The 26214-nt window shown below is 74.0% G+C and carries 21 protein-coding genes and 4 pseudogenes; 16 read left to right on the top strand and 9 right to left on the bottom strand.

Annotation, left to right across the window (positions count from 1 at the left end):
- Window positions 1–415: DAK2 domain-containing protein (locus BJF88_RS17425; RefSeq protein WP_139316139.1), on the bottom strand; the 415-nt coding region annotated here is incomplete at its 3' end.
- 243 nt (window positions 416–658) lie between these two features.
- Between BJF88_RS17425 and rpmB the strand changes: the two genes are divergently transcribed.
- On the top strand, window positions 659–850 hold the full coding sequence (rpmB, locus tag BJF88_RS17420) for a 50S ribosomal protein L28 (protein ID WP_075829705.1): 192 nt from the start codon (window positions 659–661) through the stop codon (window positions 848–850).
- Window positions 851–1050: 200 nt separating this feature from the next.
- The gene (locus BJF88_RS17415; protein WP_075829704.1) at window positions 1051–1566 is read left to right on the top strand and encodes a GNAT family N-acetyltransferase; all 516 of its coding nucleotides are present in this window, start codon (window positions 1051–1053) and stop codon (window positions 1564–1566) included.
- 17 nt (window positions 1567–1583) lie between these two features.
- On the opposite strand, the gene BJF88_RS17410 is transcribed toward BJF88_RS17415, so the two are convergent.
- On the bottom strand, window positions 1584–2633 hold the full coding sequence (locus tag BJF88_RS17410) for a thiamine-phosphate kinase (RefSeq protein ID WP_222844050.1): 1050 nt from the start codon (window positions 2631–2633) through the stop codon (window positions 1584–1586).
- A 55-nt stretch (window positions 2634–2688) separates the two neighbouring features.
- On the opposite strand from BJF88_RS17410, the gene BJF88_RS17405 reads away from it, so the two are divergent.
- Window positions 2689–3201 carry a DUF3515 family protein gene (locus BJF88_RS17405; protein ID WP_255372150.1) on the top strand — a complete coding sequence of 171 codons (513 nt, stop codon included), beginning with the start codon at window positions 2689–2691 and terminating at the stop codon, window positions 3199–3201.
- A gap of 40 nt (window positions 3202–3241) precedes the next feature.
- Here BJF88_RS17405 and BJF88_RS17400 read toward each other — a convergent pair.
- Window positions 3242–4413, bottom strand: a pseudogene (locus BJF88_RS17400) (D-alanine--D-alanine ligase family protein).
- A 208-nt stretch (window positions 4414–4621) separates the two neighbouring features.
- On the opposite strand from BJF88_RS17400, the gene BJF88_RS17395 reads away from it, so the two are divergent.
- The 3 genes from BJF88_RS17395 to BJF88_RS17385 all read left to right on the top strand — a co-directional run bounded on the left by BJF88_RS17395 (window position 4622) and on the right by BJF88_RS17385 (window position 11285).
- Window positions 4622–6091 carry a hemolysin family protein gene (locus BJF88_RS17395; RefSeq protein ID WP_075829703.1) on the top strand — a complete coding sequence of 490 codons (1470 nt, stop codon included), beginning with the start codon at window positions 4622–4624 and terminating at the stop codon, window positions 6089–6091.
- Window positions 6088–7119: a CNNM domain-containing protein gene (locus BJF88_RS17390; protein ID WP_075829702.1), complete on the top strand. Its 1032-nt coding sequence runs from the start codon at window positions 6088–6090 to the stop codon at window positions 7117–7119. The genes BJF88_RS17395 and BJF88_RS17390 overlap by 4 nt, the downstream gene beginning before the upstream one ends.
- A gap of 263 nt (window positions 7120–7382) precedes the next feature.
- Window positions 7383–11285: a PQQ-dependent sugar dehydrogenase gene (locus BJF88_RS17385; RefSeq protein WP_083649250.1), complete on the top strand. Its 3903-nt coding sequence runs from the start codon at window positions 7383–7385 to the stop codon at window positions 11283–11285.
- 99 nt (window positions 11286–11384) lie between these two features.
- Here BJF88_RS17385 and BJF88_RS17380 read toward each other — a convergent pair.
- Window positions 11385–12628: pseudogene (locus BJF88_RS17380) on the bottom strand (LacI family DNA-binding transcriptional regulator).
- Here BJF88_RS17380 and BJF88_RS17375 point away from each other — a divergent pair.
- The 9 genes and pseudogenes from BJF88_RS17375 (at window position 12610) to BJF88_RS17340 (ending at window position 21061) form a co-directional block, all read left to right on the top strand.
- A complete protein-coding gene (locus BJF88_RS17375) occupies window positions 12610–13869 on the top strand; it encodes an amino acid ABC transporter substrate-binding protein (protein WP_187346248.1) in 1260 nt (419 codons plus the stop codon). The pseudogene BJF88_RS17380 and the gene BJF88_RS17375 overlap by 19 nt on opposite strands.
- A gap of 7 nt (window positions 13870–13876) precedes the next feature.
- Complete coding sequence (locus BJF88_RS17370) at window positions 13877–14761, top strand: branched-chain amino acid ABC transporter permease (protein WP_075829701.1); 885 nt, start codon at window positions 13877–13879, stop codon at window positions 14759–14761.
- Between the two features lie 149 nt (window positions 14762–14910).
- A complete protein-coding gene (locus BJF88_RS17365; protein WP_255372149.1) occupies window positions 14911–16083 on the top strand; it encodes a branched-chain amino acid ABC transporter permease in 1173 nt (390 codons plus the stop codon).
- The gene (locus BJF88_RS17360; protein ID WP_075829700.1) at window positions 16080–16838 is read left to right on the top strand and encodes an ABC transporter ATP-binding protein; all 759 of its coding nucleotides are present in this window, start codon (window positions 16080–16082) and stop codon (window positions 16836–16838) included. Before BJF88_RS17365 ends, BJF88_RS17360 begins: the two co-directional genes overlap by 4 nt.
- A 79-nt stretch (window positions 16839–16917) precedes the next feature.
- A pseudogene (locus tag BJF88_RS22675) lies at window positions 16918–17154 on the top strand (ATP-binding cassette domain-containing protein); the annotation flags it as partial.
- Between the two features lie 119 nt (window positions 17155–17273).
- The gene (locus tag BJF88_RS22670) at window positions 17274–17612 is read left to right on the top strand and encodes an ATP-binding cassette domain-containing protein (RefSeq protein WP_369824671.1); all 339 of its coding nucleotides are present in this window, start codon (window positions 17274–17276) and stop codon (window positions 17610–17612) included.
- A gap of 120 nt (window positions 17613–17732) precedes the next feature.
- A complete protein-coding gene (locus BJF88_RS17350; RefSeq protein WP_075829723.1) occupies window positions 17733–18908 on the top strand; it encodes an acyl-CoA dehydrogenase family protein in 1176 nt (391 codons plus the stop codon).
- Between the two features lie 79 nt (window positions 18909–18987).
- Entirely contained in the window at window positions 18988–20232 is a 1245-nt protein-coding gene (locus BJF88_RS17345; RefSeq protein WP_083649246.1) for a PLP-dependent aspartate aminotransferase family protein, read from the top strand.
- Window positions 20233–20374: 142 nt separating this feature from the next.
- Entirely contained in the window at window positions 20375–21061 is a 687-nt protein-coding gene (locus BJF88_RS17340) for a hypothetical protein (RefSeq protein WP_075829699.1), read from the top strand.
- A gap of 26 nt (window positions 21062–21087) precedes the next feature.
- Here the strand turns inward: BJF88_RS17340 and BJF88_RS17335 are convergent, their stop codons facing one another.
- From BJF88_RS17335 to BJF88_RS23970, 4 genes and pseudogenes are all read right to left on the bottom strand, one after another.
- Window positions 21088–22098: an NAD(P)H-dependent glycerol-3-phosphate dehydrogenase gene (locus tag BJF88_RS17335; protein WP_075829720.1), complete on the bottom strand. Its 1011-nt coding sequence runs from the start codon at window positions 22096–22098 to the stop codon at window positions 21088–21090.
- A 53-nt stretch (window positions 22099–22151) separates the two neighbouring features.
- Window positions 22152–22877, bottom strand: coding sequence for a 1-acyl-sn-glycerol-3-phosphate acyltransferase (locus tag BJF88_RS17330; RefSeq protein ID WP_075829721.1), 726 nt, complete (start codon window positions 22875–22877; stop codon window positions 22152–22154).
- Window positions 22878–22899: 22 nt separating this feature from the next.
- Window positions 22900–23505: a DNA-binding response regulator gene (locus BJF88_RS17325; protein ID WP_075829698.1), complete on the bottom strand. Its 606-nt coding sequence runs from the start codon at window positions 23503–23505 to the stop codon at window positions 22900–22902.
- Between the two features lie 451 nt (window positions 23506–23956).
- Window positions 23957–24166 (bottom strand): annotated as a pseudogene (locus tag BJF88_RS23970) (histidine kinase); the annotation flags it as partial.
- Window positions 24167–24350: 184 nt separating this feature from the next.
- Between BJF88_RS23970 and BJF88_RS17310 the strand changes: the two are divergent.
- Entirely contained in the window at window positions 24351–24797 is a 447-nt protein-coding gene (locus BJF88_RS17310; protein ID WP_075829696.1) for a hypothetical protein, read from the top strand.
- Window positions 24798–24863: 66 nt separating this feature from the next.
- On the opposite strand, the gene murA is transcribed toward BJF88_RS17310, so the two are convergent.
- Window positions 24864–26180, bottom strand: a complete 1317-nt coding sequence (gene murA / locus BJF88_RS17305) for a UDP-N-acetylglucosamine 1-carboxyvinyltransferase (protein ID WP_075829695.1) — start codon at window positions 26178–26180, stop codon at window positions 24864–24866.
- Window positions 26181–26214 lie beyond the last annotated feature (34 nt).

Genomic DNA, 26214 nt, shown 5'->3' with positions numbered 1-26214 from the left:
TGAGGATCGTCCCCGTGACGGGACGGGCGACGGCCGCGCGCGCGGTGCGGGCGGCGCGGTCGAGCCCGGCGGCGAGCGCGGGCGGGTCGACGCGACCGTGACCCGCGAGCGCGACGGCGAGCCCGCGGAGGTACTCGCTGAGGATGACGCCGGAGTTGCCGCGCGCCCCGACGAGGGCCCCGCGGGCGAGGCGTCCGAGGAGTCGGCCCGCCCCGGCCTCGCCGGGCTCCGCCCCGGAGAGGGCGCGGGCACCGTCGAGGAAGGTCAGGTACATGTTCGTGCCGGTGTCGGCGTCCGCGACGGGGAAGACGTTGACGCGATCGAGCGCCGGACGCACCGCTCCGAGGGACCGCACGCCCTCGCGCGCCCACGCCGCGACGGCGGGCCCGTCGAGCACCCCGGTGGCGCGGCTCACGTCGGTCTGGCTCCTCGCTCGGGGACGGTGCGCCGCCCGGCGGGCGACGCCAACACCGTAGTCTGCGACGGCGGACCCCGGGCCGCGCCCTCACTTGAGCCGGCACCCGGGGATCGGCTACCCTGACGAGGTTGCCCGGGTGTTCGGCGTGCCTTCTGCCGCACGGACCACCGGGCGAGACACCCTCAGACCACTCATACGTCGCCGCTGCGTGCGCGACGTGCACAACGATCAGGAGAAACCGTGGCTGCCAACTGCGACGTCTGCGGCAAGGGCCCGGGCTTCGGGCACAGCGTCTCGCACTCCCACATCCGCACGAAGCGCCGCTGGAACCCGAACATCCAGCGCGTTCGCGCCGTCGTGGGCGGCACGCCCAAGCGCCTCAACGTGTGCACCTCGTGCCTCAAGGCCGGCAAGGTCACGCGCCCGGCCTGAGCCCGCGCGAACCCGCCTTCCTCGCAGCGCCCGTCGGCATCGCCGGCGGGCGCTGCGTCGTCCTCGGCACGCCACGGTCGGCACGCCACGAACCGTGCCCCCGCGGCCGCGGCGCGAGCACCGCCGCGCGATTGCGGAGATCCTCTGGAGCACGGACATTCCGGTTTGGCGGAACCGGGGGCCGGTGGCAGGCTTTGCCCATGGTGACGGAACTGAGCGAGGTAACCATCCGCCCTGCCGGTCCCGGGGACGCGAGCGCGATCGCCGCGGTGCACGTCGCCTCCTGGCGCGGCGCCTACGCGGGCATCGTCCCCGACGAGTACCTGGCCTCGCTCGACGTCGACCAGCGGGAGAAGCACTGGGTCGACAGCCTCTCCACCGCGGGGGCGCGGACGTGGCTCGCCGACGCCGACGGCCGCACCATCGGGTTCGCCACCCTGGGCCCGTGCCGCGACGAGGACGCGGAGCCGGGCGACCTCGAGATCTACGCGATCTACCTCGACCCGGAGTCGTGGGGCCGGGGCGTCGCCCGCGACCTCATGCGCACCATGCTCGCCGACGTCCCGCCGGGCGTGACCGTGACGCTGTGGGTCCTGGCCGACGCCGAGCGCGCGCTGCGGTTCTACCGGCGCCACGGCTTCTCGCCGGACGGCGTCGAGCGCCGCGACGACATCGGCGGCAAGGACCTGACGATGGTCCGCTTCCGGCGCCGCTGAGCCCCCCGGGGCGTCGCTCACTCGCCGAAGTGGTCCCAGCCCGTCGCCCGACGGCGCGGCGGCGCCCCGTCCACGGCCACGCCCGGTGAGCCGCCGGACGCCGCCACCGTCCCGATCGCCCGGAACGGCGCGGGCATGCTCGCCCCGGGCGGGAACGTCGCCAGCAGCGCGTGGTCCTCCCCCCCGGCGAGCACCCAGTCGTCCGTGAGGACGCGCCAGTCGTCCGCGCCCTCGACCGCGCCCTCGACCGCCACGACGGTCCCCGGCCCCCCGGCTCCCACCGGACCGCCCGCCGCGGCGACGCGGGCCGCGTCGGCGAGCGCGGCGCGGTCGGAGTCGAGAGCGGCGCTCGTCAGGTCGAGGCGCACGCCGCTGGCCCGCGCGATACGCCCGGCGTCGCGCAGGAGCCCGTCCGAGACGTCCATCATCGCGGTGGCCCCGGCGTCGGCGGCGAGCGGCCCGGCGGCGAGCGGCGGGTCCGGACGCAGGTAGGCATCGGCGAGCTCGGGGTCCGGCCGGCCGAGCTCGAGCAGCGCGAGGCCTGCCGCGGACCGGCCCAGCGTCCCGGCCATCGCCACGACGTCCCCCGGGCGTGCGCCCGAGCGCAGCACCGGCTCGCGCCCCTCGAGGTCGCCGTGGACGGTCACCGCGACCACCACCTGGTCCCCGCCGGACAGGTCGCCCCCCACGACGGCCGCGCCGACCGGCGTGCAGGCCGCCGCGAGGCCGCGCGCGAGCCCGGTGACCCAGTCGACCGGCAGGTCCCCGGGCATCACGAGCGACACGACGAGCGCAGCCGGCCGGGACCCCATCGCGACGACGTCGGCGAGGTTCTGCACGGCGGCGCGCCACCCGACGTCGTACCCGGACGACCACCGGCGGCGGAAGTGACGGTCCTCCACGAGCACGTCCGTGGACACCACGTAGCGCCCGTCGGGAGCGGCGACCACGGCGCAGTCGTCGCCGGGCCCGACGATCGTCGTCGGCGCGGCGGGCAGGAGGGGGAAGATCCGGGCGAGGAGCGCCTCCTCGGCCACGTCGCGGACCAGCAGGGGCGTCTCGCTCACCCGGTCACCCTAGTGCGCGTGCGGCGCACCCGCGCCGGGCGGCTACCGTGGTCGCGTGCCCGACGTGCTCCCCCGCTCCCTCGCCCGCGCGCTCGGCGCCGTCCTGGCCGTGGGCCTGGCCGGTGCCACCACCGGGTGCGCACCGCGCATCGGCGTCCCGGTCGCGGACGACGCGGCGGACCCGCTCTGCGCGGAGGTCGTGCTCGCGCTCCCCGACGCGCTCGGCGAGGACCTGCCGCAGGTCGGCACGACCAGCCAGGCCACGGCCGCGTGGGGAGCGCCGGGTGCCGCCGTCACCCTGCGGTGCGGCGTCGAGGTGCCCGGCCCGACGACGGACCTGTGCCAGTCCGTGGGCACGGGCTCGGGCACGGTGGACTGGCTCGTCGTCGAGGACGGCGAGGGCACGTGGACGTTCACGACCTACGGGCGCGACCCCGCGGTCCAGGTGGTCGTGCCGCCCGCCGTGAGCGCGAACCACTCGACGTCGTTCGTCGCCGACCTCGGACCGGCGGTCCAGTCCGTGCCCCAGACGCGCCGGTGCCTCGACGTGGCCGACCTCACCGGCTGAGGTCCCGCCGCTCCGTCCGCCCGTGCGGACGAGGGTCGGCTCAGCGCAGCCCGGTCGGGCGCTCCAGCGCGAGCGTGATGAGCTCGTCGATGAGGTCGGGGTAGTTGAGGCCCGACTTCTCCCACATGCGCGGGTACATCGAGAACGGCGTGAAGCCCGGCATGGTGTTGATCTCGTTGACGACGACCTCGCCGTCGTCCGTGACGAACACGTCGACGCGCGAGAGCCCCTCGGCGCCGACGGCCTCGAACGTGCGCACCGCGACGTCCTGCACCTCCTCGACGAGGCCGGAGGGGAGGTCCGCCGGGCACGACAGCTCGACGCCCGCCTCGTCGAGGTACTTCGCCTCGAAGTCGTAGAACGCGTGGTCGGCGCCGGTCACGACGATCTCGCCCGGCAGGGACGCGCGCGGACGGGAGCCGCCGCGGCCGCCCAGCACGGCGCACTCGATCTCGCGGCCGACGACGCCGGCCTCGACGAGCACCTTGGGGTCGTGGCGCTGCGCCTCGGCGATCGCCGCGGGCAGGTCGGCGAGGTCGTCCACGCGGGAGATGCCGAGGCTCGAGCCGGCGCGCGCCGGCTTGACGAACACCGGCAGGCCGAGCCCGGCGACGGTCTCGGTCCACGCCTGCGGGTTCTTCTCGAACTCGCCGGGCCGCAGCACCGTGTACGGCGCGACGGGCAGGCCCTGGCCCGCGAGCACGAGCTTCATGAAGTGCTTGTCCATCCCGACCGCCGACGCGAGCACGCCCGCACCGACGTAGCGCACGTCGCGAGCTCGAGCAGGCCCTGGACCGTCCCGTCCTCGCCGTAGGGGCCGTGCAGCAGCGGGAAGACCACGTCGACCTCGCCGAGCTCGCGCGGGATCTCGCCCGGCGCGAGGACGCGCACGTCGCGGCGGTCCGTCGCGAGCGGCAGCACGACGTCCTCCCCCGTCGGCTCGACCCGCGGCAGGCGTCCGGCCGTGATCTCCCACCGCGCGGGGTCGTCCGCCGCGAGGACCCACGCACCGTCGGGCGTGATGCCCACGGGGACGACGTCGTACCGCGTCCTGTCGATGGCGCGCAGCACCCCTGCCGCGGTCGCGGCCGAGATGGCGTGCTCGCCCGACCGGCCGCCGAAGAGCAGCAGGACGCGCACCTTGCGCGGTGCGGACGGGTGGTCGGCCGGTGCCTGCTCGGCGCGGTGCTGGGAGGGCTGCTCGCTGGACATCGCGGACGACCCTACCGTGGCTCCCCGCGGAACTCGTCCGCGGATCCGGGAACCTTTCCGGCGGCGCCGGCGTTGTAGGTGCCGTGGAAGAGATGACTCTCGAGGCCCCCGCGGCCGACGACCCCGACCATAGTCCCGGCCGCACCGGCCCCGGCATCACCAGGACGCGACACCGCGTCCGTGACGACCGAGGGGCGGTGCGGGCCCGGTGACGACATTCCTCTCCCTCCTCCTCGGACTCCTCGTGGTCCTCGCGATCACGGCGGCGACGGCCTACTTCGTCGCCCAGGAGTTCGCCTACATGACCGTCGACCGTTCGCGCCTGGGCGCACGGGCCGACGCCGGTGACGAGTCCGCGCGGCGCGCGCTCGCCGTGACGCGGCGCACCTCGTTCGTCCTGTCGGGCGCGCAGCTCGGCATCACCGTCACGGGACTCCTCGTCGGCTACGTGGCGGAGCCCCTCATCGGCGAGTCGCTGGGCACGATGCTCGGCGGCGTCGGCGTCCCGACCGGCGTCGGTGTCGCCGTGGGCACGGTGCTCGCGCTCGTGCTCTCGACGATCATCCAGATGCTGTTCGGCGAGCTGTTCCCCAAGAACCTCGCGATCGCGCGCCCCGAGCCGCTCGCCCGCGGGCTCGCCCGCTCGACGTCGGCCTACCTCACCGTGTTCGGCTGGCTCATCGCGGTCTTCGACAAGGCCTCCAACGCCCTGCTGCGCCTGCTGCGGATCGAGCCCGTGCACGACGTCGACAGCACCGCCACGGCGCGCGACCTGGAGCACATCGTCGCCGAGTCGCGCGAGAGCGGCGACCTGCCCGACGAGCTGTCGGTCCTGCTCGACCGGATCCTCGACTTCCCGCAGCGCGACGTCGAGCACGCGATGATCCCGCGCTCGCGCGTGGGCACCGTGCGCCCCGCGACCACGGTCGGCGAGGTGCGCGAGCTCATGGCGCACGCCCACACGCGCTACCCCGTGGTCGACGACACCGACCAGCCGCTCGGCGTCGTGCAGCTCGCGGACGTCCTGGACACGCCGCTGCCCGACGACGCGCCCGTCACCGACCTCATGCGTCCCGCGGTCGTCCTGCCGACGTCGATGACCCTGCCGGACGCCCTGGAGGCCCTGACGAGCACGAGCAACCAGCTCGCGTGCGTCATCGACGAGTACGGCGGGTTCACCGGCGTGCTCACCGTGGAGGACCTGGCGGAGGAGGTCGTCGGCGAGATCACCGACGAGCACGACCCCGAGCAGCCCGTCACGGTCACCGCGGAGGGCGACGACGTGTGGGTCATGGGCGGCGACGTCCACGTCGACGAGGCGGAGCGCGCCATCGGGCACGACCTGCCGCGCGGCGACCACGAGACCGTCTCCGGCCTGCTCATCGCCCAGCACGGGGCGCTGCCGCGCGCGGGCGAGACGATCGAGGTCACGCTGCCCGACGACCCCGCCGACCTCGTCCACGACGAGCCGGTGACGCGCACGCTCGTCGTCGACGTGCTGTCGGTCGAGCGCCACGTGCCGCGTCTGGTGCGCGTCCGGCTCGACGAGCGGCGCGGGGACGGGTCCGCCCCGGACGCGCCCGCGGGCGCACGGGGAGCCGAGCCCGACGAGCAGGACGCCGACCGCACCACCGGCGCGTCCGCGCGACCGACGACCGCCGGGGAGGAGACCCGATGAGCAACCCGTGGGTCGTCGTCGTGGCGACCGTCGCCATCATCGCGCTGAGCGCGTTCTTCGTCGCCGTGGAGTTCGCGCTGCTGGCCGCCAAGCGGCACCGTCTCGAGGACGCCGCCCCCACCAGCCGCGCCGCGCGGGCCGCCCTGCGCAGCTCCAACGAGCTCACGCTCCTCATGGCGGGCGCGCAGCTCGGCATCACGGCGTGCACCCTCGCGCTCGGCGCCATCACCAAGCCGGCGGTGCACCACTGGCTCACCCCGGTCTTCGAGGCGTGGGGCGTGCCGCTGTGGGCGGCCGACGTCGCGGGGTTCGTGCTCGCGCTCGTGGTCGTCACGTTCCTCCACCTCGTGGTGGGCGAGATGGCGCCCAAGTCGTGGGCCATCGCCCACCCGGAGCGCTCGGCGACGCTGCTCGCGCTGCCCATGCGCGGGTTCATGGCGGTCTTCCGCCCGCTGCTGCGCTGGCTCAACGCGCTCGCGAACCGGTGCGTGCGCGCCGTCGGCGTCGAGCCGGTCGAGAACGTCGAGGGCGGCGGCCAGGACCCGGCGACGCTGCGCCACCTCGTCGAGCACTCCGCCAGCGTGGGCGCCCTCGAGGCGTCCTACCGCGCGCAGATCTCCGGCGCGCTCGAGCTGCAGACCCTCACGGTCGACGCGCTCGTCCCGGCCGGCGGCGCCCCCACGGCGGTCCCGTCGCACGCGACCGCCGCCGACGTGCGGGCGGCGTCCGCGGCGTCCGGGCACCTGCGCATCCTCGTCCGCAACGGGAGCGTGGTGCCGCGCGTCGTGCACGTGCGCGACACGCTCCTCGAGCCGGACGACCGACGGGTGCACGACCTGGCGCGTCCCGGCTTCGTCCTCGAGTCGGGCACGACCGTGCACGCGGCGCTCGCGCGCATGCGCGAGTCGAGCGAGCACCTCGCGATCGTCATGGACGGCGACCGGTTCGTCGGCGTCGTCACGCTCGCGGACGTGCTGCGTCGCATCCTCCCGCGCCCGGAGGAGCCCGTGGCGACGCTCGTCGGCTGACGACCGCCGGTCGCAGCACGAGGCCCGGCAGCGCAGGCTGCCGGGCCCTCGTGCGTCCGGGGCCCCGCGCGACCGTGCCCTCGCGCGCTCGGTCCCTTGACACCGGGAAAGCCCTTTCCTAGCCTGCAGGAGTCGCGCACAGGGACGTGCACCCGACACGACAGGGGGCCGGACCCGCGGGGCTCACCGCGCGGCACCCACGGCGACGGCGCCGTGGCAGCACCGACGTTCAGGCAGCACCATCCGACGAAGTGGAGCAGACGATGACGTCTACGCGTTCCCGTCGCCGAGGCAGGGCCGCTCTCGCGGTCGCCCTCGCGACCGTCCTGGGCGGGACCCTCCTGGGCCCGCCGGCCGCCGCGGAGGTCGCGGCCGACGAAGGATTCACCGAGCTCCTCGACTTCGAGGAGTACGACCGCACCGCGCTCGACGGCCAGGACGGGTGGACGGCGTCGTCCGCCGCCCGGGTCGTGGCCGACCCGCTCGACGCCAACAACCAGATCCTCGAGATGGTCGGCGGCGGCCAGAAGTCCTACCGCGCCGTCCCGCCGGTCGCCGACGGCACCACCGGCACGCTGTTCTTCCGCTTCATGCGCACGGGCAGCGTCGACACGTCGTTCGGCCTCACGGACGTCGACGCGCCGTCCGACTACGTCAACAGCCGGGCGTACGTGAACAACCAGAACTCCGACGTCATGCTCGTGCGCGACGGCGGCGGGTTCAAGCCCGCCGGGGTGTGGTCGCGCGACACGTGGCAGTGCGTGTGGATCGTGGCCGACAACGCGGCCGACCGCGTGAGCGTGTACAGCCAGGGCGGCCCGTACGAGGAGATCACGCGCCTGCCCGAGGGCACCGAGCAGCAGTTCGGGTTCCGCCAGGGCGTGAGCACCGCGCTCGACCGGTTCTTCTGGATCAACGGCGCGAGCAGCGCCGGGCGGCTCATGCTCGACGACGTCGCCGTCGACCCGGCCGGCGAGAACCTCGAGATCGCCACCGGGAACCCGGGCGACTGCGCCGCCGGCGGGACCACCCCGAGCGAGCCGCTGCTCAACCCGCTCCCCGACCCCACGCCGTCGGCGCTGGGCATCGAGGTCACGGAGCTCGCCCAGCTGCCCGAGTCGCAGACGACGCCCGCGACGCAGGACCAGCGCCTCGTGCGGCACAACCGCATCACCCACCTCGACGAGGTGCCCGACGGCTCCGGCCGTCTCGCCGTGCCCGACATGAACGAGATCCTCTACATGGTCGACGAGGAGACCGGGGAGCACGTCGCCTACCTGAACGTGCGCGACCGGTTCGTCGACAACTTCCACAACCACGCGGGCCTGGGCACCGGGTTCGGGTTCGTCGAGTTCCACCCCGAGTTCGCGGACAACGGGGTCTTCTACACCGTGCACACCGAGGCGGGCAGCGCGCTGACCGAGGACACGCCGGACTTCCCGGCGTTCGGAGGGACGAACTACCACAGCGTGATCACGGAGTGGACGGCCACGGACCCCTCGGCCGAGACCTTCGCCGGCACGAGCCGCGAGCTCATGCGCGTGCCGTTCGCCGGGCGCGTGCACACCGTCCAGCAGATCGCCTTCAACCCGACCGTCGAGCCGGGCGACCCCGACCACGGCATGCTCTACGTCCTCGTCGGGGACGGCGGCAACGGTGTGGGCAACGGCAACCCGCAGGACCTGTCCACGCCGCAGGGCAAGATCTTCCGCATCGACCCGACGGGCGACGACAGCGCGAACGGGCAGTACGGGATCCCGGCGGACAACCCGTTCGTCGGCACCCCCGGCGCTCTCGGCGAGATCTACGCCGTCGGCATGCGCGACCCGCACCGCATCAGCTGGGACCCCGAGGGGGACCACGCGATGTACCTCGGGCACATCGGCGAGTGGCAGGTCGAGTCCGTCTACGAGGTCGAGGCGGGCGACAACTTCGGCTGGTCCGAGCGCGAGGGGCCGTTCGTCGCCGAGAACCGGCAGATCTTCCCCCTGCCCGAGGACGACGCCGACAACGGCTTCACCTACCCGGTCGCCGCGTACGACCACAACCGCGACCCCGGCCAGACCGGTGACGCGGGCGTGGCGCTCAACGGCGGCTTCGTCTACCGCGGCGACATCCCCGAGCTCCGGGGCCGCTACCTGTTCACCGACCTCGTGCGCGGCTGGGTGCTGTCGACGCAGGCCGACGAGATGCAGCGCAACGACGGCGACCCGGAGGACCTCGCGGAGATCGAGCACCTCAAGGTCTTCCACGACGGGCAGGAGACGACGTTCCAGGAGCTCGTCGGGGACGCGCGCGTCGACCTGCGGTTCGGGGCCGACGCCGACGGCGAGCTGTACCTGGTGTCGAAGGCCGACGGGAAGGTCTGGAAGGTCACGGGCGCGCGGTACGCCGGCGCCTCGTCGCCCGTCGCCCTGCCGGAGCTCGCACCGAACCTCGTCGCGCACTACGACTTCGACCACCCGGTCGCGGCCGACGCGACGTGGGAGGCCGACCAGGGCTGGTCGGGCACGGACGTGCAGCTGGTCAACGGCGGCACCGAGATGCGTGTCGCGGACCGCGCGTACCCCGGGGCCGGCGAAGCGCTCCAGACCCAGCAGATGAGCCCGGGGACGTCGTCCAACGACGACTGGAAGGCCGGGGTCTACGACGCTGAGGGGGTCGACTCGCTCGGGGCCTTCGCCGGCACGGACGAGATCTCCGTGATGGGCTGGTTCAAGCCGACGGGCGAGCACCCGGCGCTCAACTCGAGCACCGCGAACCCGGACGACCGCTACAACGCGATCGGCCTCGCGGGCGTCCTCAGCGGCGACTCCGACGGGCACGGCGTACGGGCGCTGCTCGAGGTCATCACCGTGAACGGCGAGCTCAAGCTCGTCGCGCTCGGCCGGCGCGTCGACGGAGCCGGCTCGTGGACGTTCGCCGCGGACCTGCCGTGGGACGAGATCCTCCGGCAGGGCGAGTGGGTCCACCTGGCCGCGACGTTCGACTTCGCGGGCGGCGAGATGCAGCTGTTCATGAACGGCGAGCGGCTCGAGGGCGAGTACACGTCCTCGACGAACCCGTGGGGCCCCGGCGCCACGTCACCGACGGACCCGGCCGGGATCAAGATCGGCGGCAGCTTCCCGCAGGACACGCGCGAGGCCAACCCGTTCCACGGCCGCATGGACGACCTCATGTTCCTCGACACGGTCCCCACGGCCGAGCAGGTGGCGGCGCAGTACGCGCTGTTCGCCGCCGAGCCGGCCGAGGAGCCGGCGCCGCCGTCGTGCGCGCCGGCGGGCGAGCAGGTCACGGACGTCATGGCGGCCGAGCACTGGGCGCCGCGCACGCCGTCCAAGTGGCAGTTCCCCGGCGACGAGGTCGTGCTCGCCGAGGCGGGCACCAACCCGGACGACGGCATCCGCCGCCCGTTCGAGTACGCCGTGCTCACCGAGGGGCCCGAGCTCGGCTCGTTCGAGCTGCAGGCCGAGGTGCGGCTCGACGCGCCGGCGTCCGTCAACAACCGCGACGTCATCGTCGTCTTCGGCTGGCAGTCGGACACGCAGTACTACTACGCCCACCTGTCGCAGGACAACACGATCTACGCCCACAACGGCATCTTCAAGGTCGACGGCCGGGACCGGGAGCGGATCGACGACCAGTGGGACGGGGGCGTCGGCGCGCCGCCGGCGGTCACGGACGAGGAGTGGCACGACGTGCGCGTCGTGCGGTGCGCGGACAGCGGCGACGTCGCGGTCTACGTCGACGGCCTCGACACCCCGCTGCTGACGGCGACCGACACGACGTTCGCCGAGGGCCGGGTCGGGTTCGGCTCCTTCGACAACACCGGGCGGCTGCGCAGCCTCACGGTCACCGCGGCCGAGGAGCCGGCGGGGGTCGAGCTCGACGTCCAGGTCGCGCCGCGGTGCCTCGCCGGGCGGGTGTACCTCGCGGTCGCGGCGACGAACGCGAGTGCCGCCCCGGCCGACGTGACGCTCGCGACCGCGTACGGCACCCGGACGGTGACGGACGTCGCGCCGGGCGCGGCGGCCTACCAGGCGTTCCCCGTCCGGGCGGCGGCGCTCGAGGCCGGGTCCGTCACCGTGACCGCGACCGCGACCGTGGACGGCGAGGAGGTGTCGTCCGAGGTCGTCGTCGAGCACGCGGCGCACGCCTGCGGCTGACGCCGACGGCGTTCTTCGGGACGAGGGGGCGTGCGCGGCGACGCGCACGCCCCCTCGGCCGTCCCCGGCGCCACCGGGGGCGTGCGTCGCGGGGGCCGGTCAGCCGCGCGGCGGGGGCGCCGTCGAGTCGCGCACGACGAGCGCGTGACCCGTGGTGCGCCGCCGCGGGCGCGCCGACGCCGGCCGCAGGGCCAGCTCGAGGGCGGCGGCGCCGATCTCGCTCATGGGCAGCCGGACGGTCGTGAGCGCCGGCGCGAGGTCCTGCGCCACCTGGATGTCGTCGAACCCCGTGACGGAGACGTCGTGCGGCACGGAGATCCCCCGCTCGCGCAGGACGGACAGCACGCCCGTCGCCATCGCGTCGTTGAGCGCGAGGACCGCCGTGGTGCCCGGGTGCTCGTCGAGGAGCCGGCGCGCCGCGTCCCGGCCGCCCTCGCGCGTGAAGGGCGCGTGCACGACGGGCAGCGCGTCCGGGTCGAGGCCGTGCTCCGCCACGGCCGCGCGGACGCCGGCGAGCCGGTCCGCGATCGTCGTGAGCTGTGCGGGACCGGCGGCCACGGCGAGGCGCCGGTGGCCGAGCCCGAGCAGGTGCTCCGCCACGCTTCGCCCGCCGGCGCGTTGTCGGGCAGGACGGCGTCGCAGCGCAGGTGGTGGCGCCCGACCACGACGACGCGCCCGCCGCCCTCCTGGTACGCGGTGAGCTCGCGCGCCGCGTCGGACTCCAGCGCGGCGTCCACGTAGCCCGACCCGGCCATCACGATCGCGCCCACCCGGTGGGCCCGCATGAGGCGGATCTGGGCGACCTCCGCGTCCGGGTCGCGCTCGGTGTGGCTGATCTGCACGCTCCACCCGTGCTGCGCCGCCACACGCACGACTCCGCTCGCGATCTCGGAGAAGTACGGGTCGCCGATCTCGTAGACGACGAGACCGGCGACCGACGTCGCGCCGCCCGCCAACGTCCGCGCGTGCGGGTTGGCCACGTAGCCCATCTCGGCCGCGACCTGCCGCACCTGTGCCGCCACCTGCTCCGAGACGCCCTGGCGTCCCGCGAGCGACCGCGACGCGGTCGCGAGGGACACCCCGGCCCGCTCCGCGACGTCGGCGAGCCGGAGCCCGTCACGACCTGCTGCCCTGCTCTCGCGCCGCACGCGGACCTCGTTCCTCCCGGCGCCACGGCGGCCCGTCTCCCTCGACCGGCTCCGACGTGATGCTTGCCACGACCCTGCAGAGCAGCGTAACCTGACGGAAGCGCTTGCGAAAGCGCTTACGTACACAGAGGTACGCACCACGTACTCACTACGACGAGGTAGGGAGAACCCGTTCCATGTCCCCACGCAAGGCATCGCGGCCGTCACCGCGCACCCGCAAGCAGCGCGCGCTCGCCGTCACGGCGGGCCTGTCCGCGTCGGCGCTCGTGCTCACCGCCTGCTCCGGCGGCGGCTCGGGCGGAGGCGGCGACGCCGCCGACGACCCCATCGTCATCGGCATCTCCCTGCCCCTCACCGGGGACTTCTCCGAACCCGGCAAGGGCGTGCAGCGCGGCTACGAGGCCTGGGCGCAGTTCGTCAACGAGGACGGCGGGCTCCTCGGGCGCCAGGTCGAGCTCAAGATCCTCGACGACCAGTCCAACGCCGACCGCGTGGTCCAGGACTACGAGGCGCTCATCGCGCAGGACGAGGTCGACCTCGTCTTCGGCCCGTTCTCGACGCGCCTCGTGGTGCCGAGCGCCCGCGTCGCCGAGGAGTACGGCATGCTCTTCGTCGAGCCGGCCGGCGCCGCGAACGAGGTCTTCGAGCAGGGCTTCGAGAACCTCTTCTACGCGGCACCCGCGGTGGCGGACGACCACTACAACTACCTCGCGGACCACATCCTCGCGATGCCCGAGGACGAGCGGCCGGCCACGGTCGCCGTGGCGGCCATGGACGACCCGTTCGCCCAGGGCACCGCCTACGGCCTGCGTGACAAGCTCGCCGACGCCGGCGTCGAGGTCGTCGTCGACGAGGTCTACCCGCCCAACACGACGGACTTCTCGTCGATCGCGGCGAAGATCGCCGACTCCGGGGCGGAGATGGTCGTCGGCGGCACGCAGTACCAGGACGCCGTGAACCTCATCGTCGCCCTGCAGCAGCTGGACTACCAGCCCGAGATGGCCGCGTTCTCGACCGCCCCGACCAACCCCGAGTTCTCCGCGGCCATCGGCGCCAAGACGGAGGGCATCCTCTCGCCGACCGGGTACACCGAGACGGCGAGCTGGCCGTCGAACGTCGAGTTCGTCGAGCGGTACACCGAGCTCCACGGCAACCCGCCCGGCGAGGACGAGGCGAACGCGTACACGACCGGCCAGGTCGTCGCCGCGGCCGTCGAGGAGGTCGGCTGCGCGGAGCAGGGCGAGTGCCAGCAGCAGCTCGTCGACTGGCTGCGCGACAACGAGGTCGAGACGGTCGTCGGGCCGCTCACGTGGGACGAGACGGGCAAGCCGCAGGGCGCGCACCTCATCCAGCAGTACGTGGACGGCGAGATCCAGATCGTCCTGCCCGAGGACGCCCAGGAGGCCGAGATGGTCTTCCCGAAGCCGGCGTGGTGATCCGTCCGTGACGGTGTCGCTCCTCTTCCAGAGCCTCATGCTCGGCGTGCTGCTGGGAGGGCTGTACGCCCTCCTGGCAGCGGGCCTGACCCTGTACTTCGGGGTGATGCGGGTCGTGATGATCGCCCACTCGGCGTTCCTCATCCTCGCCGCCTACCTCGCGTGGTACTTCAACCAGCAGACGGGGATGGACCCGCTCCTGTCGCTCGTCGTGACGGTGCCGCTGTTCTTCGCCGTGGGCGTCGGGATGCAGCGCCTGCTCATCACGCGCCTGCGCCCCGCGACGCTCACCATGATGTCGGTCCTGCTGACGTTCGCCGTCGCCCTGTTCATCGAGGGCATGATCGGGTTCGTCTGGAGCGGCACCCAGCGGCGCATCCAGCTGCCGTACTCGGGCGCGAGCGTCGAGTTCTTCGGCGCGCGGATCGCCGTCGTCAAGCTCGTCGCGTTCGCGCTGGCCGCCCTGTCGCTCGCCCTGCTGTACGTGCTCATGAAGCACAGCCGCTTCGGCCAGGCGCTGCGCGCCACGATCCAGCACCGCGAGGCGGCGCAGCTCGTCGGCATCAAGACCGACCGCGTCGCCGGCTTCGGCTTCGGGCTGGGCCTCGCGACCGCGGCGATCGGCGGGACGGCCCTGTCGCTCGACGCCACGATCTACCCGTCGCTGCACTGGCACTGGATCGGCCCGCTCATGGCGATCATCGTCGTCGGCGGCCTGGGGTCGATCCCCGGCGCCGCGATCGCGGCGCTCGTCCTCGGCGTCGGGCAGAGCCTGCTCCAGGTGCCGCTCGGCACGACGTGGGCGCAGACCATCTTCTACGTCGCGCTGTTCGCGACGCTGATGCTGCGGCCCCAGGGATTCTTCGGAGGTCGTCTTGCGCAACGCTTCTGACACCCGTCCTGCGGTCGGTCCCGCGGGTCGTCCCGCGGGCACCACGCCGCCACGGGACGACGTGGCCGACGGCGCGCGGGCCACCACCGCTCCCCCGGCCCCCGGGCCCGCGCCGGTGGGTACGCGTCGCCCGGCTCGCCGCGCTCGCGGTGGGGGTCGCGCTCGTCCTCGCGTTCCCGACGATGGCGCCCAACGCGTACATCCTGTCGGCCGGCATCGTCGTCGCGAGCTACGCCTGCACCGCGACCGCCTGGAACTTCATGGGCGGCTTCACGGGCTACGTCTCGCTCGGTCACGCCGCGTTCTTCGGCCTGGGCGCGTACGGCACGGGCATCCTCATCCGCGACCTGGGCCTGCCGAGCTTCGTCGCCTGGCTCCTCGCCGGGGCGATCGTCCTCGTCATCACGATCCCGCTCGGCATCGCGGCGCTGCGCGTGCGCGGGGCGTCGTTCGTCATCGTGTCCATCTCGTTCGTGCTCATCCTGCTGCTCGTCTTCCAGGCCTGGGGCTCGTTCACGGGCGGCTCGGACGGCCTCGTCGTCCCGCGCCCGTTCCCGGACCTCCTGCGGCCGGAGCACCACCGCGTGTTCTTCTACCTGTTCGCCGCGCTGCTCGCGGTCATGCTGCTCGTCTGGTGGGCGATCGACCGTTCCCGCTTCGGCACCGGCCTCAAGGCGGTGCGCGAGGACGAGGACAAGGCCCAGGCCCTGGGCGTGCCGACGCGCAACTACAAGCTCGTCGCCTACGTCGTCTCGGCCACGTTCACCGGCCTCGCCGGCGGGATGTACGCGCTGTGGTTCGGCGATCTGGACCCGATCTTCCAGTTCTCGATCATGCTCGGCTCCTACATGGTGCTCATGGCCCTCTTCGGCGGCGTGCGGCACCTGTTCGGCCCGCTGCTGGGCGCCCTCGTCGTCGGCACGGGCCTCGAGTACTTCAAGCTCGAGTTCGGCGACACCCAGTTCCACCTCGTCGCGACCGCGATCCTGCTCGGCGTCGTCGTGCTGTTCATGCCCGACGGGATCATCCCCGCCGTGCAGTCCCTCGTGCGCCGGTTCGGCCCGCAGGACTCCTCGATCCGCGAGATGACGGCGGCCGAGCTCCTCGAGCACAACCGCGCCGTCGCGGCCGGCGGCGCGACCGCCGAGGGGACGACCGCCGTCGGCCACCTCGAACGACGCGGCGGTGCGACGCCCACCGAGGGCCAGGGAGAGGACGTGGGGCCGCGTCGTGGCGGGCCTGGCGGGAGCTCGCGAGGGACGAGCGAGCGGATGGAAGACGCGGCCCCACGTCCCCGGACGGGCCCGGAGGAGGAACGATGACGACCACCGCGACCGAGCAGAGGACGCGCAACCTCGAGACCGTCGGGCTCACCAAGTCGTTCGGCGGCGTCCACGCCGTGCGCGACGCGACGGTGACGTTCCAGCACGGCAAGATCAACGCGCTCATCGGCCCGAACGGCTCGGGCAAGACGACGTTCTTCAACTGCGTCACGGGCATGATCAAGCCGGACTCGGGCACGGTCACGTTCCGCGGCCACGACATCACGCGCAAGGCCCCGCACACGATCGCGCGGGCCGGGATCGGGCGCAGCTTCCAGCTGTGCCGCATCTTCCCGCGCATGACCGTGCTCGAGAACATGCTCGTGGCCGTGCGGCCCCCGCGGCTGCGCGACCTGCTCGGCGGCGCGCGCAACCCCGAGGAGATCGACAAGGCGCGCGCGTTGCTCGTGCGCGTCGGCATCGACCACCTGGAGAACGCCGAGGCGCGCAACCTGTCCTACGGGCAGCAGAAGCTGCTCGAGCTGGCGGGCGTGCTCATGGGCGACCCGGACACGATCATGCTCGACGAGCCCGCCGGCGGCGTGAACCCGGCGCTCATCGGGCGCATCGGGACGCTCGTGCAGGAGCTCAACGCCGAGGGGCGCACGTTCCTCGTCGTCGAGCACAACATGGACATGGTGATGAGCCTGTCCCACCACGTCATCGTGTTCGACCGCGGCCGGCCCATCGCCGAGGGCACGCCCGCCGTCGTGCAGTCCGACCCCCGAGTGCTGGAGGCCTACCTTGGTGTCTGAGCGGACCCCCGGAGCGGGGGCGCAGCAGGAGTACCTGCTCGAGCTGGACGACGTCCAGGCCGGGTACGGCCGCGCGGCGATGGTCCTGCGCGGGCTGACGATCCAGGTCCCGGCCTCGACGGTGGTGTGCCTGGTCGGGCCGAACGGCGCCGGGAAGTCCACGGTGCTCAAGGTCGCGTCCGGGCTGCTGAAGCCGCGCTCGGGCCGCGTCCTCGTGGGCGGGCGGGACGTCACTGGCCAGGGACCCCAGGAGATGCTCTCGTCCGGCCTGGCGCACGTGCTCCAGGGGCACAGCGTGTTCCGCGAGATGACGGTCGCGGAGAACGTGCTGCTCGGCGCGTACACGCTGCGGGACAAGGCGCAGGTGGCCGAGCGCGTGGCGTTCGTGCAGGAGCTGTTCCCGATCGTCGCGAGCGGTGGAAGCAGCTCGCCGGTCTGCTGTCGGGCGGCCAGCAGAAGCAGGTGGAGTTCGCGCGCTCGCTCATGGTCAGCCCGCGCGTCGTGCTCCTCGACGAGCCGTCGATGGGGCTGGACCCCAAGACGACCGCGACGGTGTTCGAGCAGGTCGTGCGCATGCGCGACGCGGGCGTCGCGGTGCTGCTCGTCGAGCAGAACGCGCGCCGCGCCCTGGAGACCGCGGACATCGGCTGCGTGCTCGACCTCGGCCGGGTGCACATCTCCGGGCCGGCGCCGGAGCTGCTCGCCGACCCCCAGCTCTCCGAGCTCTACCTCGGGGGCCGGCCGGGCGAGCACGCGGCGAGCCCGCGGGGCTGAGGCGGCGGTCCGGCCCGCGCGGTGACGGACCGCCGGCGGCGTACGGTGGAGGGGCTCGGCGGCACGTCCGCCGGGCCCCTCGCTCGCGTCCCCCGACCCGACCCGACCCGAAGGCAGGCCATGCCGACGCCCTTCCCGTTCCCCGCTCCCCGCACGCTCCTCGACGACGACCTCCTCGAGACCGTCCGGTCCCGCGCCGCCCGGCACGACCGCGAGAACACGTGGTTCGACGACGACATGGCGGACCTCAGCGAGGCGGGGTACCTGCGCGCGCTCGTCCCCGAGTCGTTCGGCGGGGCCGGCCTCGGCCTGCGGGAGACGGCGCGCGAGCAGGCGCGCCTCGCCGGTGCGGCACCCGCGACGGCGCTCGCGGTGAACATGCACCACGTGTGGACGGGCGTCGCGCGCTACCTGCACGAGCGCGGCGACTCCTCGCTCGACTGGCTGCTCGAGGAGGCGGGCCGTGGCGAGGTCTTCGGGTTCGGGTACTCGGAGGCGGGCAACGACCTCGTCCTGCTCGGCTCGCGCACCGAGGCCCGGCCGGACGGCAGCGGCGGCTACACGTTCCACGGCCGCAAGATCTTCACCTCCAACTCCCCCGGCTGGACGCGCCTCGGCGTCCTGGGTCTCGACACGGTGTCCGACGACGCGCCGCGCCTCGTGCACGCGTTCGTCACCCGGGACGGCGGCGGGGTCGAGATCGCCGACGACTGGGACACGATGGGCATGCGCGCGTCGCAGTCGTGCTCGACGCTGCTCGACGGTGCCCCCGCCCCGGCCGACCGCGTGGTGCGGCGGCTCGCGCCCGGGCCCAGCCTCGACCCGCTCGTCGTGGGCATCTTCACGACGTTCGAGATCCTCCTCGCGTCGGTGTACACGGGCATCGCCGACCGCGCGCTCGAGCTGGGCGTCGCCGCCGCCCGGCGCCGCACGTCGATGAAGAACGACGGCGCGCCGCTGTCCCAGGACCCCGACATCCGCTGGCGCCTGGCCGACGCGGCCCTCGAGCTCGACGGGATCTGGCCGCAGCTCGACGCGGCGGCCGGCGAGATCGACGCGCTCGTCGACCGGGGCGCGGGCTGGTTCCGGGCCACGGCCGGGCTCAAGGTGCGGGCGACGGAGACGGCGAAGACGGTCGTCGACCAGGCCGTGCGCGTCGCCGGAGGGTCGAGCTACTTCGCGGGGAACGAGCTCGGCCGGCTGTACCGCGACGTGCTCGCGGGCCTCTTCCACCCGTCCGACGACGAGTCCGCGCACTCGACGGTCGCGCAGTCGCTCCTCGGCCCGCTCGAGTAGCTCCTCGACGCTCTCGAGCGGCTCCTCGCGGGGTGGTCGCCCGGGGCACGCGACCGCGGCGGCGGCGTAGCCTGCCGCCATGACCCAGCACGCCCTGCCCGACGACCCGCGCCCCGCGCCCGGCACGCGCCCGGGCGGCCCGGCCGGACCCCACGACGCCGACCTGTCCCCCGCGACCGTCGTCGTCGCGGCGGGACGCCCCGAGCGCGCGCAGGGTGCGCCGGTCAACCCGCCGCTCGTCCTGTCCTCCACGTACGTCTCGCAGGGCGTGCAGGGCCCGGGCGAGCTCCTCTACGCGCGCATGGACACCGAGACGTGGCACCCGTTCGAGGAGACGCTCGCGGCGCTCGAGGGCGCCGGGCGGCCCGCGGTCGCCTTCTCCTCGGGCATGGCCGCGATCGCCTCGGTCTTCGCGTTCGTCCCGGCGGGCGGCACGGTCGTCGTCCCGCGCCACGCCTACCAGGTGACGCTCGGGTTCGCGGACGACCTCGCGCGGCGGGCCGGTGTGACGGTCGTGCGGGTGGACGTCGCGGACACCGAGCAGGTGGTCGCCGCGCTGGACGGCGCGTCCCTGCTGCTGCTCGAGTCGCCCACCAACCCGATGCTCGAGGTCGCCGACCTGCCGACGCTCCTCGGCGCGGCCCGCGAGCGCGGGGTGCTCACGGCCGTCGACAACACGTTCGCCACGCCGCTCGGCCAGCGCCCGCTGGACCACGGCGCGGACCTCGTCGTGCACTCGGTGACCAAGTACCTCGCCGGGCACTCGGACGTCGTGCTCGGTGCCGTCGTCGCGTCGACGGACGAGCTGGCGCAGCAGGTGCGGGCGTACCGCACGCTGCACGGCGCGGTCCCGGGACCGTTCGAGGTGTGGCTCGCGCTGCGCGGGCTGCGCACGCTCGCGCTGCGGGTCGAGCGCTCGCAGGCCAGCGCCGCCGAGCTCGCGCGCCGCCTCGCCGCGCACCCCGGCGTGGCCGAGGTGCGCCACCCGAGCCTGCCCGACGACCCGGGGCACGAGCGCGCCGCGCGGCTCATGACCGGGTTCGGGTCGATCCTCGGGCTCCGGCCGGTCGGCGGGCCGGCGGCCGCGGACGCCGTCGTCGCGGCGGTCCGGCTGTGGGTGCCGGCGACCAGCCTGGGCGGCGTCGAGTCGAGCATGGAGCGCCGACGGCGGTTCGCCACCGAGTCGGCGACCGTCCCGCAGGACCTGCTGCGACTCTCGGTCGGCATCGAGGACGTCGAGGACCTGTGGCGCGACCTCGACCGCGCGCTCGACCAGGCTCTCGACGGGACTCTCGATCAGGCACGGCGGGGCGCGACGACCTGAGACCGCCCGACGCGGGTCGGCACGGGCGGACACCGGGGCGCCGACCGGCCCGTCTCGTCGTGACCGGATCGAGACGGGACCGAGACACGCCCGTGGCCGCGCCTCCGGGCGGGTGCGAGGGGCCGTCCCTACGATCGTGGGCATGGCTCACGACACCAGGACGACGACCCTCGCCCGCCGGGCCCCTGCGCTGTGGGCGGTGCCGCTGGCGCTCGCCCTCGGGCTGACCGCCTGCGCCGCCGACGAGCCGGCGGACGACGCGACCGTCACCGAGACCACCACGGAGACCGAGACCGTCTCGCCCGACCCGACGGACGACGGCACCGACGCGCCGACCGACGACGAGACCGCTCCCGCGGACGAGTCCGAGGAGCCGTCGGTCCCGTTCCCCGCGAACACGGAGCCCGACGTCCTCGAGCCGTCGGAGGGCGCGATGCTCACCGTCACGGACATCCGGCTCGGGCACCACGAGGACTACGACCGCGTGGTGTTCGAGATGGGCGGCGAGGGGACGCCGGGCTGGCGCGTCGAGTACGTCGACCAGCCGGTCGAGGACGGCAAGGGCACCGTGATCGAGATGGACGGCGACGCCTACCTGCAGGTGATGATCTCCGGCTCGGGCTACCCGATGGACACGGGCGTGGAGGAGTACTCCGAGCCGAACCCGGTCGAGGCCGAGGACGGCGAGATCGACGAGGTGCTGCTGCGTGGCGTCTTCGAGGGGTACACGCAGGCGTTCATCGGGGTCGACGACGAGCAGCGGCCCTTCCGCGCGTTCCTCCTGGAGAACCCGACGCGCGTCGTCGTCGACGTCCGTCACGCCGGCTGACGCCCCGCACGCCCGGGTCGGGGGGCTCACCGCTCGGCGGAGAGCCCCTCGGCCTTCTGCGGCCGGGACAGCAGGCCGCGGGCCATCTCGTCGACCGGCATGCCCTCGTGCAGCACGGCGACGACCCCGGCGGTGATCGGCATCTCGACGCCGACGGACTGCGCGAGCTCGAGCACCGACCGGCACGACTTCACGCCCTCGGCGGTGCCGCCCGTGGCGGCGACCGCCTCGTCGAGGGTCCTGCCCTGGCCCACGTGCCGGCCCAGGGTGTGGTTGCGCGACAGCGGCGACGAGCACGTCGCGACGAGGTCGCCGAGCCCCGCGAGGCCCGGGAACGTCTCGGCGTCGGCCCCGAGGGCGAGGCCGAGGCGCGTGATCTCGACGAGCCCGCGCGTGATGACGGTCGCGGTCGTGTTGTAGCCGAACCCGCGCCCCTGGGCGATGCCGACGGCGAGCGCGATGACGTTCTTCACCGCCCCGCACAGCTCGACGCCCACGACGTCGTGGTTCGTGTACGGGCGGAAGTAGGCGGACGAGCACGCCCGCGCCACGTACCGCGCGACGTCCTCGTCGGTGCACGAGACGACGGTGGCGGTCGGCTGCCGGTGCGCGATCTCGCGCGCCAGGTTCGGCCCGGAGACGACGGCGACGCGCTCGGCCGCGATCTGCAGCGACTCCGCGATGACCTCGCTCATGCGGCGGTCGGTGCTCAGCTCGACGCCCTTCATGAGCGAGACGGCGACCGCGCCCGGCTCGACGTGCGGTCGCAGCTGCTCGAGCGTGCCGCGCGCCACCTGCGACGGGATCGCGACGACGACGAGCCCCGCGCCGCCAGGCGCCTGCGCCGCGTCGGTGGTGGCGACGATGCCGGCGGGAAGGTCGATGCCGGGCAGGCGCTTCTCGTTGCGCCGGCGGGTGTTGACCTGCTCCGCCACGTCGGGGTCGCGGCCCCACAGCCGCACCTCGCACCCGGCGTCGGCGAGGACGGCGGCGAACGTCGTGCCCCAGCTGCCCGACCCGAGGACGGCGGCGACCACGGGCTCGGCGCGGTCCTCGGCCACGACCGCGTCGGCGGCGGTTCCCTGCGCCGTCACCGGCGGCGCTCCGAGCCGGGGTGCTTGCGCATGTCGAACCGCTCGGCGGGCGCCGTCTCACCGCGGATCTGCTCGACCTGGGCGGTGATGGCCGCCATGATGCGCTCGGTGGCCTCGCGCAGCGTCGCGGTGTCGAGCGGACGCTCGTAGAGGTCGTCGAGGTCGACCGGCGGGCCGGCGTGCACGGCGACGCGCTTGGGCGGGAACGGCTTGAAAACCTTGCCGTAGGGCGCGAGCAGACGGTGCGCGCCCCACTGGCCGATCGGGACGACGGGCGCACGGCTCGTCAGCGCGAGGCGCGCGACGCCGGTCTTGCCGACCATCGGCCAGCCGTCGGGGTCGCGCGTCAGCGTGCCCTCGGGGAAGAACACGACGCACTCCCCCTCGTCGAGACGAGCCGTCGAGTCGACGAGCGCCTGCGCGGCACCGCCGGTGCCGCGGTGCACGGGGATCATGCCCGTGCGCGACAGGGCCGCGCCGACGACGGGGACCTTCCACAGCGACGCCTTGGCCGTGATCTTCGGTGCGCGGCCCTGGTCGTACAGGAAGTGCGCGAGCGTCACGGGGTCGACCTCGGTGACGTGGTTCGCCGCCGCGATGAACCCGCGCGGCGGCAGGTGCTCGGCGCCCTGCCAGTCCCGGCGCGTGATGAGGAACAGCAGCGGGCGCAGGAAGAACGCGAGGACGCGGTACGCGCGCGGCGTGGGGGGGAGGCTCGGCACGATCACCGAGCCTACCCGCCGGTCAGATCCAGCCGTGCCGTCGGGCGACGTGCGCGGCCTCGTGGCGGTTCGCGGCGCCGAGCTTGGCCGCGGCCGACGAGAGGTAGTTGCGGACGGTCCCGGGCGCGAGGTGCGCGCGCGTCGCGATCTCCTCGACCGGCGCGCCGCCGGCGGCGAGCTCGAGCACGTCCGCCTCGCGCGCGGTGAGCGGGCTGGCCCCGGCCGCGATCGCCTCCGCGGCGAGCTCGGGGTCGACGTAGCGCCCGCCGTCGTGCACCTGACGCACCACCTCGGCGAGCACGCGTGCCGACACGGTCTTGGGCAGGAAGCCGCGCGCGCCGGCCTCCAGCGCGCGCTTGAGGTACCCGGGGCGCCCGTGGCTCGTGACGACGACGACCCCGCAGGCGGGCAGCTCGGCCGCGAGCCGCTCGGCGACCTCGACGCCGTCGAGCCCGGGCATCTGCAGGTCGAGCACCGCGACGTCGGGTCGCAGCTTGAGCGCGGCGGCGACGGCTTCGGGGCCGGAGGCCGCCTGCGCGACGACGTCGAGGTCGTCCTCGAGGGCGAGGAGGGACGCCACGGCGTCGCGGATGAGGTTCTCGTCGTCGGCGAGGAGGATGCGGATCACGCGTCGGTGGTCCTTCCGAGGGTGCGGGCGGGACGTCGTCGGGCACGCGGGCCACGAGGCCGAACCGGCCGTCCTCGACCCAGGTGTCGAGCGACCCGCCGGCGCCGTCGAGGCGCTCGGCGAGGCCGAGCAGGCCGGAGCCCGGGGCCGCGCGCGTCCCGGGCGGGACGCCGTCGTTGACGACCTCGAGGACGCTCTCGCGGCCGTCGTGCTGGAGCGTGATGGTGCACGACGACGCGGTGGAGTGCCGCACGACGTTCGTGACGCCCTCGCGCACGACCCAGGCGAGCGCCTCCTGCGCGGCGGGGCCGACGGGTGTCTCGTCGCCGTGGACGACCGTGTCGACGCCGGCGGAGCGGAGCACGGAGCGCGCCCCGGCGAGCTCGGCCGCGAGGTCCGCGGAGCGGTAGCCGGCGACGACGGCGCGCACCTCGCGCAGCGCGTCCTGGGCGATGCGGCGCACCTCGAGCATCTGCTCCTCGGCCCCCGGGCGTCCGCGCGCCGCGAGCTCGGCCGCGAGCTCGCTCTTCACCGCGACGACGGACAGGGTGCGCCCGAAGACGTCGTGCAGGTCGCGCGAGAACCGCAGCCGCTCCTCCGCGACCGCGAGCCGGGCGTGCAGCACGCGGTTGCGCTCCTGCTCCCACACCACGCCGAGCATCCAGACCGACGCGCGGTACGAGCCGAACAGCGCGAGCAGCATGAGCGCGAACGACAGGGCGAGGCCGACCGCCATGCCGATCGTCGTCGCCGAGATCGGGCCCGTGCCGATCCACGCGGAGCAGCCGAGCCCGACGGCGAGCACGAGCGCCACGAGCGCGAGCCGGCCGTAGGCGACGAGGGGCGTGACGGCGAGCACGCCGAAGCCGGGACCGAGCAGCAGGGCCCAGAAGCGACCGCTGCCCGCGACGCCCTCGGGGCCCTCGACGGGGAACGTCGGCAGGGCGAGGACGGCGAGCGCGATCGAGAGCACGGCGAGCGCCACGAGCTGCCAGGGCGGGACGCGCGGGCCGCCGAGGAACTGGTCGATCCCGCGGCGCAGCACGACGACGCACGCGACCGTGTGCACGAGCGCGAGGAGGACCCACGCCGCGACCGTGGACCGGGAGAACCCCGGGTCGGCCCCGACGACGAAGAGCGCGACGAACGGCTCGCTCGCCGAGAGCACGTACAGGGACCAGCGCGTGTACGCGTCGAACCGCGCGGGCGCGGACCGTCGGGTCCACGCCTCGAGGAACGTGCGCGAGGGACTCACGACGTCAGCCTGTCACGACGTCGGCGCACCCCCGTGACACGCGTCATGAGGGTGGGCGTCGCGCGCGTCCCGGGCCACCCGCGAGGGGTGCCCGACGGCGCGGTCAGCCGCGCGAGACGTCGGCGCCGAGCGCGGTGAGCTTGTCCTGGAAGTTCTCGTAGCCGCGGTCGATGAGGCTGATGCCGCGGACCGTGGACGTGCCCTTCGCCGCGAGCGCGGCGATGAGGTGGGAGAACCCGCCGCGCAGGTCCGGGACCTCGATGTCGGCGGCCTCGAGCGGCGTCGGGCCGGACACGACGGCGGAGTGGTGGAAGTTGCGCTGGCCGAACCGGCAGTCGCGCCCGCCGAGGCACTCCTTGTAGACCTGGATGGTCGCGCCCATGCCGCGCAGCGCGTCGGTGAAGCCGAAGCGGTTCTCGTAGACCGTCTCGTGGACGATCGACAGGCCCTTGGCCTGGGTGAGCGCGACGACGAGCGGCTGCTGCCAGTCCGTCATGAAGCCCGGGTGCACGTCCGTCTCGAGGACGATCGGCGTGAGGTCGCCGCCCGGGTGCCAGAAGCGGATGCCGTCGTCCTGGACGTCGAAGCGGCCACCGACCTTCCGGAAGGTGTTGAGGAACGTCATCATCTCGGGCTGCGTCGCGCCCTTGACCATGATGTCGCCGCCGGTGGCGAGCGCCGCCGAGGCCCACGAGGCCGCCTCGATGCGGTCGCCCAGCGCGGTGTGCGTGTAGCCCTCGAGGCGGTCGACGCCCTCGATGCGGATCACCCGGTCGGTGTCGACCGAGATGATCGCGCCCATCTTCTGCAGGACCGCGATGAGGTCCATGATCTCGGGCTCGATCGCCGCGTTCGACAGCTCGGTGATGCCCTCGGCGCGCACGGCGGTGAGGAGCAGCTGCTCGGTCGCGCCCACCGACGGGTAGGGCAGCTCGATCTTCGTGCCCTGGAGGCGGCGCGGCGCACGGATGTGGATGCCGTTCTCGCGCTTGTCCACGACGGCGCCGAACTGGCGCAGGATGTCGAGGTGGTAGTTGATCGGCCGGTCGCCGATGCGGCAGCCGCCGAGGTCGGGGATGAACGCCTCGCCGAGACGGTGCAGCAGCGGGCCGCAGAACAGGATCGGGATGCGGCTCGAGCCGGCGTGGGCGTCGATGTCCGCGACGTGCGCAGACTCGACGTTCGACGGGTCGAGGTCGAGGATCCCGGCCTCCGGGTCGGACTTCACCGCCACGCCGTGCAGCTCCAGCAGGCCGGTGACCACGCCGACGTCGCGGATCTGCGGGACGTTGCGCAGCACGCTCGGCGACTCGCCCAGCAGCGACGCCACCATCGCCTTGGACACGAAGTTCTTCGCGCCGCGCACGGTGATCGTCCCCTCGAGCGGGGTCCCGCCGTTCACGTACAGCACGTCGTTCATGAGCTCAGGTCGCCCTCTCGCAGATGCCAGGTGG

Origin of the sequence: Cellulosimicrobium sp. CUA-896, assembly GCF_001942335.1 — a bacterium.
Taxonomy (GTDB): domain Bacteria; phylum Actinomycetota; class Actinomycetes; order Actinomycetales; family Cellulomonadaceae; genus Cellulosimicrobium.
Note: the sequence above shows the minus strand (reverse complement) of the source record. Positions and strands in the feature narration are given on the sequence as shown.

What these genes read in the sequence shown, in the direction of transcription:
- BJF88_RS17415 (WP_075829704.1), top strand. Translation starts at nt 1,051, where the DNA reads ATGGTGACGGAACTGAGCGAGGTAACCATCCGCCCTGCCGGTCCCGGG.
- BJF88_RS17390 (WP_075829702.1), top strand. Translation starts at nt 6,088, where the DNA reads ATGAGCAACCCGTGGGTCGTCGTCGTGGCGACCGTCGCCATCATCGCG.
- BJF88_RS17385 (WP_083649250.1), top strand. Translation starts at nt 7,383, where the DNA reads ATGACGTCTACGCGTTCCCGTCGCCGAGGCAGGGCCGCTCTCGCGGTC.
- BJF88_RS17375 (WP_187346248.1), top strand. Translation starts at nt 12,610, where the DNA reads ATGTCCCCACGCAAGGCATCGCGGCCGTCACCGCGCACCCGCAAGCAG.
- BJF88_RS17360 (WP_075829700.1), top strand. Translation starts at nt 16,080, where the DNA reads ATGACGACCACCGCGACCGAGCAGAGGACGCGCAACCTCGAGACCGTC.
- BJF88_RS17350 (WP_075829723.1), top strand. Translation starts at nt 17,733, where the DNA reads ATGCCGACGCCCTTCCCGTTCCCCGCTCCCCGCACGCTCCTCGACGAC.
- BJF88_RS17345 (WP_083649246.1), top strand. Translation starts at nt 18,988, where the DNA reads ATGACCCAGCACGCCCTGCCCGACGACCCGCGCCCCGCGCCCGGCACG.
- BJF88_RS17340 (WP_075829699.1), top strand. Translation starts at nt 20,375, where the DNA reads ATGGCTCACGACACCAGGACGACGACCCTCGCCCGCCGGGCCCCTGCG.
- murA (WP_075829695.1), bottom strand. Translation starts at nt 26,180, where the DNA reads ATGAACGACGTGCTGTACGTGAACGGCGGGACCCCGCTCGAGGGGACG.